The 13,487-nt window shown below is 67.9% G+C and carries 14 protein-coding genes, 1 tRNA gene and 2 pseudogenes; 6 read left to right on the top strand and 11 right to left on the bottom strand.

Translation table 11 applies throughout. The features are described from left to right. Window positions 1-28: 28 nt before the first annotated feature. The 3 genes from rsmA to ATI37_RS04280 are packed head-to-tail and all read right to left on the bottom strand — an operon-like array spanning window position 29 to window position 2,218. Window positions 29-847: a 16S rRNA (adenine(1518)-N(6)/adenine(1519)-N(6))-dimethyltransferase RsmA gene (gene rsmA / locus ATI37_RS04290; RefSeq protein WP_117237265.1), complete on the bottom strand. Its 819-nt coding sequence runs from the start codon at window positions 845-847 to the stop codon at window positions 29-31. Continuing rightward, entirely contained in the window at window positions 840-1,583 is a 744-nt protein-coding gene (locus tag ATI37_RS04285) for a metallophosphoesterase (RefSeq protein WP_117237264.1), read from the bottom strand. Before ATI37_RS04285 ends, rsmA begins: the two co-directional genes overlap by 8 nt. After that, window positions 1,580-2,218: a Rad52/Rad22 family DNA repair protein gene (locus ATI37_RS04280; protein WP_117237263.1), complete on the bottom strand. Its 639-nt coding sequence runs from the start codon at window positions 2,216-2,218 to the stop codon at window positions 1,580-1,582. Before ATI37_RS04280 ends, ATI37_RS04285 begins: the two co-directional genes overlap by 4 nt. Before the next feature lie 63 nt (window positions 2,219-2,281). Between ATI37_RS04280 and ATI37_RS04275 the strand changes: the two genes are divergently transcribed. Together ATI37_RS04275 and ATI37_RS04270 are read left to right on the top strand one after the other, a co-directional pair. Beyond that, window positions 2,282-2,620, top strand: coding sequence for a hypothetical protein (locus ATI37_RS04275; RefSeq protein WP_117237262.1), 339 nt, complete (start codon window positions 2,282-2,284; stop codon window positions 2,618-2,620). Between the two features lie 37 nt (window positions 2,621-2,657). Further along, a tRNA-Ala gene (locus ATI37_RS04270) sits at window positions 2,658-2,733 on the top strand. A 178-nt stretch (window positions 2,734-2,911) separates the two neighbouring features. Here the strand turns inward: ATI37_RS04270 and darG are convergent. From darG to ATI37_RS04245, 5 genes are all read right to left on the bottom strand, one after another. After that, on the bottom strand, window positions 2,912-3,994 hold the full coding sequence (gene darG, locus ATI37_RS04265) for a type II toxin-antitoxin system antitoxin DNA ADP-ribosyl glycohydrolase DarG (protein WP_117237261.1): 1,083 nt from the start codon (window positions 3,992-3,994) through the stop codon (window positions 2,912-2,914). Between the two features lie 13 nt (window positions 3,995-4,007). After that, a complete protein-coding gene (gene darT / locus ATI37_RS04260) occupies window positions 4,008-4,490 on the bottom strand; it encodes a type II toxin-antitoxin system toxin DNA ADP-ribosyl transferase DarT (RefSeq protein ID WP_232822514.1) in 483 nt (160 codons plus the stop codon). Between the two features lie 736 nt (window positions 4,491-5,226). Continuing rightward, window positions 5,227-7,128, bottom strand: coding sequence for a tetratricopeptide repeat protein (locus ATI37_RS11565; protein WP_157969078.1), 1,902 nt, complete (start codon window positions 7,126-7,128; stop codon window positions 5,227-5,229). Window positions 7,129-7,137: 9 nt separating this feature from the next. Next, window positions 7,138-7,842, bottom strand: a complete 705-nt coding sequence (locus ATI37_RS04250) for a WecB/TagA/CpsF family glycosyltransferase (protein WP_117237260.1) — start codon at window positions 7,840-7,842, stop codon at window positions 7,138-7,140. Continuing rightward, window positions 7,830-8,546 carry a 2-phosphosulfolactate phosphatase gene (locus ATI37_RS04245; RefSeq protein WP_117237259.1) on the bottom strand — a complete coding sequence of 239 codons (717 nt, stop codon included), beginning with the start codon at window positions 8,544-8,546 and terminating at the stop codon, window positions 7,830-7,832. Before ATI37_RS04245 ends, ATI37_RS04250 begins: the two co-directional genes overlap by 13 nt. Window positions 8,547-8,573: 27 nt before the next feature. Here ATI37_RS04245 and ATI37_RS04240 point away from each other — a divergent pair, with 27 nt between their 5' ends. Next, the gene (locus ATI37_RS04240) at window positions 8,574-9,515 is read left to right on the top strand and encodes a thiamine-phosphate kinase (protein ID WP_117237258.1); all 942 of its coding nucleotides are present in this window, start codon (window positions 8,574-8,576) and stop codon (window positions 9,513-9,515) included. On the opposite strand, the pseudogene ATI37_RS04235 reads toward ATI37_RS04240, so the two are convergent. Together ATI37_RS04235 and ATI37_RS04230 are read right to left on the bottom strand one after the other, a co-directional pair. Next, window positions 9,507-9,860: pseudogene (locus ATI37_RS04235) on the bottom strand (nucleotidyltransferase domain-containing protein); the annotation flags it as partial. The gene ATI37_RS04240 and the pseudogene ATI37_RS04235 sit on opposite strands and share 9 nt — an antisense overlap. Next, a pseudogene (locus ATI37_RS04230) lies at window positions 9,817-10,150 on the bottom strand (HEPN domain-containing protein). The pseudogenes ATI37_RS04235 and ATI37_RS04230, both read right to left, overlap by 44 nt. A gap of 172 nt (window positions 10,151-10,322) precedes the next feature. Between ATI37_RS04230 and ATI37_RS04225 the strand changes: the two are divergent. From ATI37_RS04225 to hisH, 3 genes are read left to right on the top strand one after another with little or no spacing between them, the layout of a single operon-like run. Further along, on the top strand, window positions 10,323-11,366 hold the full coding sequence (locus ATI37_RS04225) for a pyridoxal phosphate-dependent aminotransferase (protein WP_117237256.1): 1,044 nt from the start codon (window positions 10,323-10,325) through the stop codon (window positions 11,364-11,366). Continuing rightward, entirely contained in the window at window positions 11,359-11,943 is a 585-nt protein-coding gene (gene hisB / locus ATI37_RS04220) for an imidazoleglycerol-phosphate dehydratase HisB (RefSeq protein ID WP_117237255.1), read from the top strand. Before ATI37_RS04225 ends, hisB begins: the two co-directional genes overlap by 8 nt. Further along, the gene (gene hisH, locus ATI37_RS04215) at window positions 11,940-12,536 is read left to right on the top strand and encodes an imidazole glycerol phosphate synthase subunit HisH (RefSeq protein ID WP_117237254.1); all 597 of its coding nucleotides are present in this window, start codon (window positions 11,940-11,942) and stop codon (window positions 12,534-12,536) included. The genes hisB and hisH overlap by 4 nt, the downstream gene beginning before the upstream one ends. Here hisH and ATI37_RS04210 read toward each other — a convergent pair. Further along, entirely contained in the window at window positions 12,507-13,427 is a 921-nt protein-coding gene (locus tag ATI37_RS04210) for a carbohydrate kinase family protein (protein ID WP_117238510.1), read from the bottom strand. The genes hisH and ATI37_RS04210 overlap by 30 nt on opposite strands. Window positions 13,428-13,487: the final 60 nt, after the last annotated feature.

The raw sequence follows: 13,487 nt of genomic DNA, 5'->3' as shown, positions 1-13,487 counted from the left end.
AGGGCGCATGCTTAGGCCTAGGAAAAGGCTACACCAGAGGGCAAAGCAGGTTCTTCAGCTTTCGGAAGGTTTCCAGGTCCAGCTCCTCTGCCCGCGAGGCCTTGGGCAGGCCCAGGGCGGCAAGGGCCGCTTCCGCCTTCTCCTTGGGGTAACCTGCGGAGGCCAGGGCATTGGCGAGGGTCTTGCGCCTCTTGGCGAAGGCGGCCTCGAGGAAGGCAAAAAGCCCGGGGTCATCGGGCACCTTCTTGCAGGTGAGGCGCACCAAGGAGCTCCACACCTTGGGCGGGGGGAGGAAGGCCCCGGGGGGGAGGTCCAAAAGCCTCTCCGCCTCGGCGTGGTGGGCTACCCGGAGGGAGAGGAGGCCGTAGGCGGGGGTCTTGGGCTTTGCCGTCATCCTGTCGGCCACCTCCTTCTGCACCAGGAAGACCAGGCGGGCGAAGCGGCCCGACTTGAGGAGGCGGGTGACCAGGGGGGTGGCGATCCCGTAGGGCAGGTTGGCCACCAGGAGGCTTCCCTCCGGCACCTCCTCCCAGGGGTAGGCCAGGGCATCCCCGAAGACTAGCTTCACAGGAAGGCCCTTCAGGGTTTCCTCCAACAGGGGCTCTAGACGCTCGTCCTTCTCTATGGCCACCACCTCCGCCCCGGCCTCGAGGAGGGCCCGGGTCAGGACCCCAAGCCCTGGCCCCACCTCGTACACGGGCCCGGTGAAGGGCTTGGCCGCCTCCACGATGCGGCGGAGGTGGGCCTCGGACACCAGGAAGTTCTGCCCGAGGCGCCTGTCGGCGAAGAGGCCGTGCCGGGCAAGAAGCTCTTTCACGGCCTTGGGGGAAGCGAGGAGGTTAGCCATGGAGGCGCTTCACCTGAACCTTGAGGGGCTCTGCCTCAGGGTCTAGCTCCAGGTACTCCCCCAGGTCCAGGGCGTCGATGAGGGCGAAGCGGTCCCTGAGGAGGATCCCCTCCTTCATGGGCACGTGGCCGTAGACGCCGAAGCGAAAGCCCATGCGCTCCACGTAGTCCGGGGTGCGGAACCACCAGGTCTTGGGCTCGCTTTGGGCGTAGAAGAGCTCGCCATACTCCTGGAGCCAGGGGACCGGCCCCACGTGGGCGAAGTGGACACCCGAGAGCACAAGCTCGCGGGGGAAACGGGCGAACCAGGCCTTCAAGGCCTCGGGCAAGGCCTTGCCCCCGTGCTCGGGGTGGAACTCCAGGTGCCTGAGGTGCCGGTTGCCCAGGATGGGCTCCCCCCTTAGGGCGGCCTCATCGTGGTTACCCAAGAGGATAGTCACGTGCCCCCCCGCCCCTTCCTGGAAGGCCTTGAGGCGGAAGAGCTCGCGGATCTGGGCCCCCGCCGCTAGGCGCAGGTGGGCGGGGTCCTGGGGGTCATAGGGGGAAAGCCCCGTGAGGCGCTCGTAGTCCCTTTGGGTCTTGGGGTGGACCAGGTCCCCTAGGAGGATGAGGTGCACCCTCCCCAAGCGCAGGCCCTCCGCAGGTCGGAGCCTGGAGTCCGCAAGCCCCTCCGCCCTGAGGAGGCGCCATAGGGCAGGGAAGTCCCCGTGGAGGTCCCCGACGGCGATGACCCTCATCCCTTCAAGAGGGCCCTTAGCTCGCTGTAGAGGCGGCGGGTCTCCTCGGGGGTCTTGCCGTAGCCCCCGTACTTGGTCACGATCCTGGCCACCTCCTTACCCAGGCCCCTCTCTTTGAGGCGCTCCAGGAGCTGGTCGATGAGGCGGTAGGCCTCGGGTTTTTCCCCTTCCTCCCTCCCCTGGGCCTCGGGCTCGGGGAGGGCGGGTGGGGTGAAGCGGCCCTTCTCGGGATCGTAGTCCACCCACTGCTTCTCCAGACGATAGAGGTACCGCCCCACGCCGAACTTGACCGCGGCCCGCTTTAGGGCATCGGAGAAGGCGGCCTTGAGGGAGTCCCCCTCCCCCACGTCCTCCTTGCTGACACCGAGGACGGTGAGGCGGCACTTCACCTCCACCACCCGCTCCCGGCGCTCCCCCCGTTCGTCCTTGAGGGCCCGCTCCTGGTCGGCGAGGACCTCGTAGCTGTCGTGCCAGCCCTCGGGGCCCACCACCTTGTCCAGGCGGTCCAAGACGGTGCGCGCGTCCACGTAGGGCACCACCAAGGCCCTGCGCCTATCCTTGGAAAGGGCTTCAATCCGCCACTGAACCTCCCCCGGGGGAAAGGGTTCGGCAAGCCTCCACCAGACTTCGTCCATACTTCTATTGTACTTTAGCCCGCTCTCATCTCCCCCTGGGGCTTTGACCGTAGGGTGGGGCCCATGCGGAGGATCTTCTGGCTCCTTCCCTTTATGGCCCTGGGTTGGGCCCTCGAGGTCCGGGTTTCCGGAAGCCTCACCTTTGAACTCTTCCCCCAAGCCGTGGTGGTGGAGCGGGTTTCCGAGCCCCAGGGGGTATTGGTGGTCTATAGGTTCTCTAGGGCCGAGGCCATTTTCCGCTACCACGACGAGGACCTGCGCCGCCGGGGCTGGGTTAGGACCAAGTACGAGGTGAAGAAGGACGAGTGGAAGGCGGAGTACCGCAAGGGCAGGGCCAAGGCCAAGCTCTCCGTGAAGGACAAGAAGGGGCGGATAGAGGTGCGCCTCAAGGAAGGGGACTAGACAAGCCCTGGGCCCCCCGCTACCATGTAGGGCGCGTGGGGCCGTGGCGCAGCTGGGAGCGCGCCTGAATCGCACTCAGGAGGTCACGGGTTCGAGTCCCGTCGGCTCCACCAGCTCTAGGACGATGTTTTCGCCCCCTGGGAAGAGCCCGGGGGGCGGCGTACTGTAGCTATGGATGTAGCAAAGGGCCAAACACCTTTGGGGATAAGGTTGGCTTCCGCTCCTTCCTGGCTAACCTTAGCCAGCCAGCTGACTTTGAGCGAGCTTTAGCGAGGGGAAGGCGGGGGTTAGCTAGGCCTCCTGGGCGACGTTGGCAGGTAGTTTAGGGGGGCGGTCTCGCCACTCCTCTGGGCGGAGGGCGCCCCGCTTTAGGAGGGCATCTAGGGCCACCTGGAGGTGGGTCTTGGGAAAGGTGGCCTTGCGGGGGCTCCAGGCTTGGAGTCCCTTTTGCAGGCTGACCCAGTCCCTAGCCGCTTCGTGCCGCACGGCCCAGTGCACTGTGGCCAGGAGCTCTAAGCCGTAGGGGGTTTCAAATCCCTTGACCCATTCCGCCGCCCGGGTAGCAGCTTCGTCAGCCCTGGGGTGGTCGGCGAGGAAGAGAACGGCCTCGTTCAGAGCCTGAGGCCCGAGGTGGATTTGGGAAGCACCTGTGCGGTCCCCAAAGCCCTGAATGTAGTGGCCCTCGAGGCGGGCCAACACATGGTTTAGGGGCTCAGCATAGGGGCCAAACTGCTTGCGGACGAAGGCAAGCCTCAGGTCTAGGCCGGCTTCTTGGAGGAAGTAGGCCAGCTTCTGGGCCTCGAGGCGGCCTAGGGGCTCCCTAAGGGCCCCGTATAGCCAGAAAAGCTTGAGCAAAGCGGCCCGGGCGGGGGTAAGGGGGGGCTTGGCCTTCAGGGGGGTGATGGGATGGGCTTTGGGGTCTTCCGCTGGCTCGTAGACCCAGATCTCTACGCCCTTGAGCGGCTCCAGAGCCTCTTGAATGCGCCGTCTGACCTCGGTCCAGGGCAGACCTCCGTTTCCGGCTCCCAAGGGGGGCAGTGCGATGGAGCGGACCTCAAGCTTTTGGATCTGGCGCACCAGATCTTTGAGCCCCTCCTCTATGTACTCCATACGAGAGGGATGGCGCCAGTGCTTTTTGGTGGGGAAATTAAAGATGTAGCGGGGTTGGACCAAGGGGCCCCGGTCATGGACGAAGATGCGCCCAATCTGAACCTCACCTCGCCTGCAAGCCTTTACGTAGGCCTGGTAATTGTCGGGAAAGGCGCGCTTAAACTGCAAGGCTACTCCCTTGCCCATGACCCCCACGGTGTTCACCGTGTTGACCAGGGCCTCTACTGGTGCGTCGAGGAGGTTGCCTCGCACGAAGCACAACATAAGCCCCCCTCCCCTAATAGTACCAGTTCCGGTACACCCGCACCGAGGGGTGTGGAAGATGGGGGAACCGGGCGAGGATGGCCTGCACTTGGGTCTGGATAGATTCGTCTATCACGCCGATTTCATCAACCAGCGCCCATGGGAAAAGGCCTTTTACCAAGAACTCGGTCTGCTTCTCCTCGCGCACCTCAGCCCAGTAGAAGGCCTGGATGGCCTGCCAGTTCAAGGTCTTCAGGTGCTCCAGCTTTTGGAAGAAGCGAACGTACTTCACGGCTGCATGCCGGTCCGTGAACACAAAGGGTAGGTGGGCCTGCGCTACCTTTTGCACAGACGAGACCAAGTGCAGGATGGGGCGCTGGCCCCCTTGGTAGTCGGTCCACCCTGTGTGGATGGCGTAAAGCATAGGGGAACGGGGGCAGAAGTAGAAGGGCACATAATCGTGGAGCTTGCCCCTTGGGCCCACGGGTACTACGACTTGCGCCCGGCGGGCCTGGATGTGCCCGTAGGCTACGTTTTGCCGTGAGGGGGGCCTTTGGGAGTAGGGGAGTAGCCCCCCTTGTGCAGGATGCCCTCGAGGTTATCCAGGTGGGTAATGTGATAGATGGGCGTGGGTACCGGATAAGCCGGGTTTTGCTGTGGCATGGTTCCACCTATACTGAGGAGGACTGGTAGAGCAGGACCGAAAGAAGCTTCCCCAAACCGTTCGCACTTCCTCCTAGGAGGGCAGGGTGCTAGAGGTGCCCCTCCCTGTCTGGCACAGGGAGCACCTGGAGGCCGATCACTTCCTAGAGGGGGGTGGAGCCTGGCCAATCGGGACGCCCACCTGGACTTTGTCCCCCAGCCCCTAAGGGCGAGTGGAGAGATCGTTCTGGAAGGAGTTCAAGTGTGCATTGCTCAAGGACGGCACGGAGGAGTTTACGCCCGTCTTCTGGACGACCTAGACAAGGTGGAGTTCTGGGTGTGCAACTACCCCACCTGGCGCTACGCCTTTCGCCCTCCTTACCCCGGAGGCAACTTCTTCCCCGATTTTCTGGCCATGTTGCGGAATGGCAAGCTCCTCGTGGTGGAGTACAAGGGGGAGTACCTGGCGCAAACCCCGGAGACCTGCAAGGAGGGTGTCAGCCAGTTCTGGGCCCAGAAGACGGGCCACCGCTTCACCATGGTGCGCATGCTCCGGGAAATGGATGCCATCCGTGAAGCGGTCCGGCTTTGGGTTAGGCAACGGCTTGGCTCTAAGGGGTTTCTCTTTGCTGAAGCCTTAGAATCCACTCCACGAAGGCGTTCACCACATCCTTTCCCCCCAGGAGTTCGGGGCTCGCCAGGACGGCCTCGTAGAAGGCCCGGGCCACCTCGGGGCTAGCCGTCAGGAGGAGTTCCTGGACGCTCCTCCCCTGGTACGGGCCCCTGGTCAGGGGGGTGAGGAGCAGGGGAGAGGTGGCCAGGGGAGCGGCCTCCTGGAGGACCGTTAGGGTTCTCGCCAAAAGGAGGCTCTCCCCCTCGAGGCCCAAGGCCTCCTTGGGCGTGAGGAGGGGCCGGTCTGCCAGGTCGCGGGCCTCCAGACCCAGGGCGTAGAGCCTCCTCGCCAGGCTTGGCGGGCCCACTTCCAGAGGGAGGAGGGCCCTCGCCTCCCCATAGCGGAGTTCCAGGGTGTACCGCCCCGGTTCGGGAAGGATGAGGGCCGGGGCCACCTCCCTAAGGCCCACGGTAAGGGGTGGAAAGCCCAGGGGTTTCTCCGCCCGGTCCAGCTCCTCACCCTCCCGCAGGAGGCGGGTTTCCAGGGTTCCCCGGGGGAGGTAGGGGCTGCCCAAGAGGCGCACCTCGGGGAAGACGGCCTCCCCAGCCCGGAAGGGACGGGCCTCGAGGTCCCCGGGGATCAGAGTGAGCTTCTCCACGGAGAGCTCCAGCCCTACCCCCTCCGTCCGGGCCAAGGCCCGCCTGGCGGCGAAGGCGGCTGGGTGTTTGGGGTAGGCCTCGAGGAAGGCCTGGTAGAGCTCCTTAGCGGGGAGCCCCGCCCGCTCGGAGAGGTAGGCCCGGAAGAAGAGGGTGAGGGGCTCCTTGCGCGCCTCCAGGTCCTTTAGGGCCTCCCCGAAGTCCTCCCCCTCGTCCAGCCTCAGGGCCCGGTCGTAGGCGGTCTTGGCCCCCAGGTAGTCCCCGTAGATGGCCCGAAAAAGGCCCAGGTTGTAGAAGGCGGTGGCGTTGGGGAGAAGCCGCACCGCCCGCTCCGAGGCCAGGATGGCCCGGGGGAGGTCCCCGGTGAGGTAATGGGCCCAGCCCAGGTTGGTCCAGTAGAGCCAGGAGTCGGGCTTGAGCCGGAGGGCCTTGAGGAGGGCGTCCCGGGCCTCTTCCCCGTTCCCCTCCCCGAAGGCGGCGAAGCTCACCTCCTCCCAGGCCAGGGGGAGTTCCGGGAAGGCTTCCGCCAGGGCCCGGGCCGAGCTGGGCCAGCGGGGGTCCTCGAGGGCCCTAAGGACCAGGTGGGCCGCGGTCCTTTCCAGGACGTCCCCAGCGAGGAGGGCCTCCGCCTCCTTCAGGGCCTCTTCCCGCCTTCCCTCGGCGAAGAGCCGGATCGCGACGTAGGCCCGAGGGAGCCGCCCCTGCCAAAAGAGGAGGAGCCTCTCGGGAAGAAGCCCCACGAGAAGCCCCGCTCCCCGGCCCGCCCTCAGGTCCAAAGCCGACTGGTGGAGGGGGTCGGGGTCCTCTCCCTGGGCCAGGGCCCGGAGGCGGGCTTCGTCCTCCTTGGGCGTGGGGAGGGGGCTAAGCCTGGGGGCCAGGCCCTCCCCCTGGAGCCAGAGCCAGGCCACTTCCGGGCTGGAGAAGAGGCCCTCCCTTACCCCCCCTTTCCGGGCCAGGAAGAGCCTGAGACCCCTTTCCTCCTCCTGCCCCAGGAGGACCCAGTCCGCCCCCGTTACCGCCTGGGCCAGCCGGGCCCCCGCCTTGGAGTAGAGCCCTCCGGTGAGGTCGTACCCGTCCCGCCAGGGGAGCTCGGGGAGGAGGAGGGCGAGGAGGGTAGGGGGCGGGGCCCCAAGCCCCTGGGCGAAGGCCTGGGCCAGGCTGTGCCCCTTGGGGCCCTCAAAGGGGAGGACCAAGCCCTGGGCCAGGGCGAGGCCCAGGAAGAGGGAAAGGGCTAGGGAGCGCATGGAACCAGTCTAGCGCCCTTCCCTGAGGACAAGGTAAGCGAAGCGCCAAAGCCTGGGGGCCCGCCGCCAACGCCTGGGGTCTAGGCCCACCCGTACAAGCCACTCCAGCCCCAGCCTCTGCGCCCATGGGGGCGGGCGCCTGGCCTCCCCCGCCAACACGTCCAGGGTGCCCCCCACCCCCAAGGCCACCCGGGCCCCCAGGTGGGGCTTGTGGCGGCGGATGAAGGCCTCCTGCCTCTCCCCCATGCCCACCAGGAGGAGGTCCGGGGCCCTCTTCCCGATCTCCTCCACCACGGGGCCCTCTTCCCGGAAGTAGCCGTGGTGGAAGCCCACCACCTTCGCCCCAAGCCTCTCCGCCTCCCTAGCCGCCCGCTCCGCCACCCCGGGCTTCCCCCCCAGGAGGTAGACCCTGAGCCCGGGGAAGCGCCGGAGGAGGGCCAGGGTGAGGTCCACCCCCGTGACCCGCTCCTTTAGGACCACCCCGCAAAGCCGCCTGGCGGCCCAGAGGATCCCCACCCCGTCCGGGGTGATGAGATCGGCCTCGAGGACCGCCCGCCTAAGGGCCTCGTCCTCCTGAGCCCGCACCGCCATCTCGGGGTTCAGCGTGACCACCTGGTGGGTCCTGGCCTCTTCCAGAAACCCTCCGATGCGAAGGAGGGCCTCCTCCATGTCCACGGGGTCCAGGGGGAGGCCCAGGATCTCTAGGCGGGCCATGCCACGAACCTCTGGGCGAAGCGGTCCTGGGTGAGGCCGAAGGCCTCCTTGGGGAAGAAGCGGGTCTCGGCCAGCCTGGGCACCACGGGGTCCATCCCGATGAGGCTGGCCCGGGCCAGCTCCTCGGTGCGCCCCTCCTTGTGGAGGGCCTGGCCCTCTGGGCTCTGGAAGAGGGCTTCCTGGGGGTCGGGGAAGGCCTTGAGGAGGGCGGAGGCCAGGGTGGTGGGGCTTTCGGGAAAGAGCCTCCTTTGGAAGAAGCCCGTTGCCACCAGGGCCGAAAGGAGGGGCTCTGGGGCCCCTGCGGGGCGGAGGGTGAGCCCCTCGAGGCCTCGAGCCAGCTCCAGGGCGGCCTTGGCGTTCCTGAGGTTCGCCAGAAACACCTCCTTTTCCTCCAGGAGGAGGCTTCCGTTCAGGAGGGGGGCCACCAGGATGGCCCTTTTCTCCCTTACCTCGGCCCCTTCCAGATCCACCAGGGAGAGCCTTCCGTGGAAGCCCTCTGGGGGAAAGCCCTCTACCTCGCCCAGGAGGAGGGCCTCCTCCCCAAGCTCCGCCCCCAAGAGGCGGGCCACCTTAGGCCCTGGGGCCACCCAGACCTCCTTGGCCCCCTGGGCCAGGAGGAGGGTGAGGACGCTTCCCGCGGGCAGGACCTCCACCAGGAAAAGGGGTCCGGGGGCAGGCCTCAGGCACAGGTCAACCCGGCACACCCCGCCATGATACCGTAGCCTGGGTGTATGCGGCTTAGAGACCTAGGGGAGCGGGCCCTTTTGCAGAAACTGGCCCCTTTGGGCTACCCCGAGGGAGCCCCCCTCCCCCCTGGGGACGATGCCGGAGGGGTGTGGGTGGGGGAGGAGGCCTGGCTCCTCAAGACCGATGGCTTCCTCTACCGGGAGGTGGCCCTCCTGGGCATGGGGCCCTTTGAGGTGGGCTTCAGGGGGGTGGCGGCCACGGCCTCCGACCTCCTCTCCAAGATGGGCCGCCCCTTGGGCTTCACTCTGGGGCTCTTCCTCCCTCCGGACCTCGAGGAGGCCTTCGCCCTGGAGCTGGTCCAGGGGGCGGCGGAGGCCGCCAGGCGGCTTGGGGCCCCCCTGCTTGGCGGGGACACCAACGCCGGGGAGGAGGTGGCCCTCACCGTCTCTGGCTTTGCCAGAAGCGAGGCCCCCCTTCCCCGCAGGGCCCTTCCCGGGGACCTCCTCTACCTGGCTGGCGACCGCTGGGGGCGGACGGGGGCCGGCATCCGCGCCCACTACCAGGGGCTTTCCCTGGAAGGATTTCCTAAGATTCTGGAGGCCGCCCTTTACCCCCTGCCCAGGCGGGAGCTCCTGGCCCTTGCCCGCCTCCCCCGGGGGGGCCTGGACTCCTCCGACGGCCTGGCGGAAACCCTCTGGCAAGTCTCCGAGCTTGGGGTGCGGGTGGACCTCGAGGCCCTCCCCCTCCACCCCGACGTCCTGGCCTTCGCGGGGGGCGAGGAAGAGGCCCTGGAGCTGGTCCTCTACGGGGGGGAGGAGTTTGAGGCGGTCCTCCTGGTGCCCCCCGAGGCGGAGGAGGCCCTTTTGTCCAGGGCGCAAGGGGCGGGCCTACCCCTCTTCCGCGCCGGGCGGGTGGGGGAGGGGGCGGGGGTCTACCTCAGGGGTAGCCCCATCCCCCGAAGGGGCTACGACCACTTCCGGCCCTAGGAGCCATCGGGCCTCCTGCTCGAGGGTTTTGGCAAAGCGGGGGCTTCGCCTCGGGAGCGCCCGCCACTCGGCCAGGGTGTAGACCAGGGCCTCGGCCGGCAGGGGGAGCTCCTCGAGGGGGAGTAGGGCCGCCCTCTGCCATGGGGGCAGCTCCGAGGCCTCCACCACCAGGACCAGGTCCAGATCGCTCCCCACCCCGTGGTCCCCCCGGGCGTAGGAGCCGAAGTAGCCCAGGGCTAGGAGACCTAGGATGGGATGGCGGGCTAGCCAGGCCCGGAGGGCCGCCTCCACCTCCTCCCGGCTAGGCCATCGGAGCACGGACGAACGCAAGGATCTCACGGGCATAGCCCAGGGCCTCCTGGCTCTGAAGGGGACCGTAGTGCTCCGCAGAAGGGCCTTCGGGGAAGGCGTCGGGGTAACGGGTAGGGATGTAGAGGCTGTCCAGATACCGGGCCTTTTCCACCAGGTCCTGGGGCGCCTCTAGGGGAAGCTCCCTGAGAAGGCGGGCGATGGGCTGCCCCCAGGCCTCCTGGCCCAGGTGCAGGTGAAGGGCCTTAACTTTCTCCCTCCGCCGCTTGCTGGGCGGCGAAGCAGGCCCACTCGCGCCTTCCCGCTCCCCGGGCGATCTCGGCCATCTCCAGGTCCCTTTCCGCCTGCAACAGCTAAGTACCCGCGCTTCCGTTTCGCAAATGGGAGGTCCAAGACGGGGCTTTGGGAGGGCTTTTTGGGGGCCCCCACCGCGGCGAAAGCCGCGGTGGGGTACTTAGCCCGGTTCACCCCTCCAGTCTACCCGGTATACTGCCCCATATGCGGGCCTTCAAGGCGCACCTCCGGGGTCTTTCCCCTTACCCCTATGCTAGGGTGGAGGCCCCCATCAAGCTGGACCAGAACGAGAGCCCCTTTGACCTGCCCCATGCCCTTAAGGAGGAGGCCCTGAGGCGTATGGCCCGCCTTCCCTGGAACCGCTACCCGGAGATCCATGCCGAAGGCCTGAGAAGGCGGCTAGCTGCCCTTTGGGACTGGCCGGAGGAGGGGGTGGTCCTCTCCCCAGGGTCCAACCTCCTCATCCTGGCCCTGGCGGTAGCGGCAGAAAGGGTCTTGGACCTAAGCCCCTCCTTCCCCCACTACGCCCACGCCGCCAGGGTGGCGGGGACCCCTTACCGGGCCGTGCCCTTGGGGGAGGGCTTCGCCTTGGACCTGGAAGGCCTCCTCTCCGCCTTCACCGGGGGGGTCTTCTTCCTCCCCAACCCCCACGCCCCCACGGGGGTCCTCTTCCCGAGGGAGGCCCTTTGGGCCCTGGCGGAAAGGGCCCGGGAGGCGGGGGGGCTCTTGGTGGTGGACGAGGCCTACCGGGAGTTCTCCGGGACGGACTTTTCCCCTTTGGGGCGGGAAAACCCCCACGTGGCCCTCCTGCGCACCTTCTCCAAGGCCTTCTCCCTGGGGGGCATCCGGGCGGGGTACCTCCTGGCGAGCCCGGAGGTGGCGGGGGCAGTGCGGGAGGTGCTTCCCCCCTTCGCCTTCCCCGCCCACACCGGGGCCATTTTGGAGGTGGTCCTGGAGAACCCGGGCTATGCGGAGGAGGTGGCGGCCTACGTGCGCTTGGAGCGGGATAGGGTCTACGGGAGGCTTAGCCAGCACCCCCTCTGGCGCCCCTACCCCAGCCGCACCAACTTCCTCCTGGTGCGCACCCCGGATGCCGAGGGGGCCCACGCCCACCTCCTCCGCCAGGGCATCCTGGTAAGGCGGCAGGACCGCTACCCGGGCCTAGAAGGGTGCATCCGGGTGACCATTGGCCTAGGGGAGGAGATGGAGGCCTTTTTAAGAGCGGCCTTTGCGATGGCCTATGCGTGAGGCCTTGGTGGAGAGGGCCACGATGGAGACCTGGGCGAGGGTGCGCCTGGGCCTGGACGGCCCCGTGGGGGGGCAGGTGGCCACGGGGCTTCCCTTCCTGGACCACATGCTCCTCCAGCTCCAGCGGCACGGGCGCCTCCTCCTGGAGGTGGAGGCCAAGGGGGACCTCGAGGTGGACGTGCACCACTTGGTGGAGGACGTGGGCATCGCCCTGGGCCTGGCCCTAAAGGAGGCCCTGGGGGAGGGGAGGGGCCTGGAGCGCTACGCCGAGGCCTTCGCCCCCATGGACGAGACCCTGGTCCTCTGCGTCTTGGACCTCTCGGGGAGGCCCCACCTGGAGTACCGCCCAGAGGAGTGGCCCGTGGTGGGGGAGGCGGGCGGGGTGAACCACTACCACCTGCGGGAGTTCCTTAGGGGTTTCGTAAACCATGGAAGGCTCACCCTGCATCTGAGGCTCCTCTCGGGGCGGGAGGCCCACCACGTGGTGGAGGCTAGCTTCAAGGCCCTGGCCCGGGCCCTCCACCGGGCCACCCGGATCACCGGGGAGGGGCTTCCCAGCACCAAGGGCGTGCTATGAAGGCCCTCCTCATAGATTACGGCTCGGGGAACCTGCGGAGCGCCGCCAAGGCCCTCGAGGCCGCGGGCTTCGCCGTGACGGTCTCCTTGGACCCCAGGGCCAGCCCGGAGGCGAGCCTCCTGGTCCTCCCGGGCCAGGGGCACTTCGGCCAGGTCATGGCCGCCTTCCGGGCCTCGGGCTTCGTGGAAAGGGTCCTGGCGCACATAGAAAGGGGCCTCCCCTTCTTGGGCATCTGCGTGGGCATGCAGATCCTCTACGCGGAGAGCGAGGAGGCCCCTGGGGTGAGGGGCCTCGGCCTCTTCCCCGGGGTGGTGCGCCGCTTCCCCCGGGGGCGGGTGCCCCAGATGGGCTGGAACCGGGTCAGGCTGGAAGGCCCCTTTTCCGCCCTATCGGGCCGCCACTTCTACTTCGCCAACTCCTACTACGGCCCCCTGACCCCCCATTCCCTGGGGACCGGGGAGTACGAGGGCACCCCCTTCACCGCCCTCCTGGCCAAGGAAAACCTCCTCGCCCCCCAGTTCCACCCGGAGAAGAGCGGGCGGGCGGGCCTGGCCTTCCTGGCCCTAGCCCGAGGCCACTTCCAGGTCCTCTAGCCGGATCAGCCTCCCCTGGGCCCCCAGGCCCGTGGCCGCCAGGGCCCCCGCCAGGTTGGCCAGGCGGGCTGCCTCCACGGGCTTCTTCCCCGAGAGGATGGCGTGGGCGAAGGCGGCGGTGTAGGCGTCCCCGGCCCCGGTGGAGTCCACGATGTCCTCCACCGGGTAGGGGTCCACGAGCTCCTCCCCTTCCGGGGTGACCACGATGGAGCCCATGGCCCCCACCTTGATGGCCAGGTGGGCGAAGCCCTCTATTCGTAACCTTGCCACCCCCTCGGAGAGGGAGGGGGCCCCGGTGAGGGCCAGGAGCTCGGTCTGGTTCATGAGGAGCCAGCTCACCCCCCTGAGGTGTTTGAGGAGCTCCTTCCCCGCCACCCGCACCGCCCCCGTGCCCAGGTCGGCGAAGATGGGCATCTCCCGCTTCCTGGCGGCCTCGAGGGCCTCCGCCGCGTAGCTCCGGGAAGGCCCCCCCACCAGGGCATAGGCGGAGAGGACGAGGGCATCTGCCTGGTCCAGGAAGCGGGGCTTGAAGAGGGAGGGGTCTAGATAGCGGCTTGCCCCTTCCGTGCTCACCATGGCCCTTTCTCCTCCCGGGACCACGAGGATGAGCACCGAGCTCGTGGTGCGCTCCGGGTCTTCCTGGAGATGGCGCAGGTCCACCCCCACCTCCCGCACCCGGCTCAGGGCTAGCTCGGCAAAGGGGTCCTGGCCCACCCGGCCCGCCAGGTAGACCCGGTGGCCCAGGCTGGAAAGCTGGGCCGCCAGGCTTCCCCCAGCCCCTCCCGGCTTCATGAGGGCCCTACGGGAGGGGAGCTCCTCCCCGGGTTCGGGGATGCGCTCCACGAAGAAGAGCAGGTCCACGGAAACATCGCCCAACACGAAAAACCGCATCATGCCTCCTTCTGCCCAAGGACAGGGTTTGCCCTCACTATACCGCAAGGGCCCCTTTGC

This window comes from Thermus sediminis (assembly GCF_003426945.1).
GTDB lineage: Bacteria > Deinococcota > Deinococci > Deinococcales > Thermaceae > Thermus > Thermus sediminis.
The sequence above is the reverse complement of the archived record's forward strand: the minus strand, read 5'-3'. Positions and strand labels throughout refer to the sequence as shown.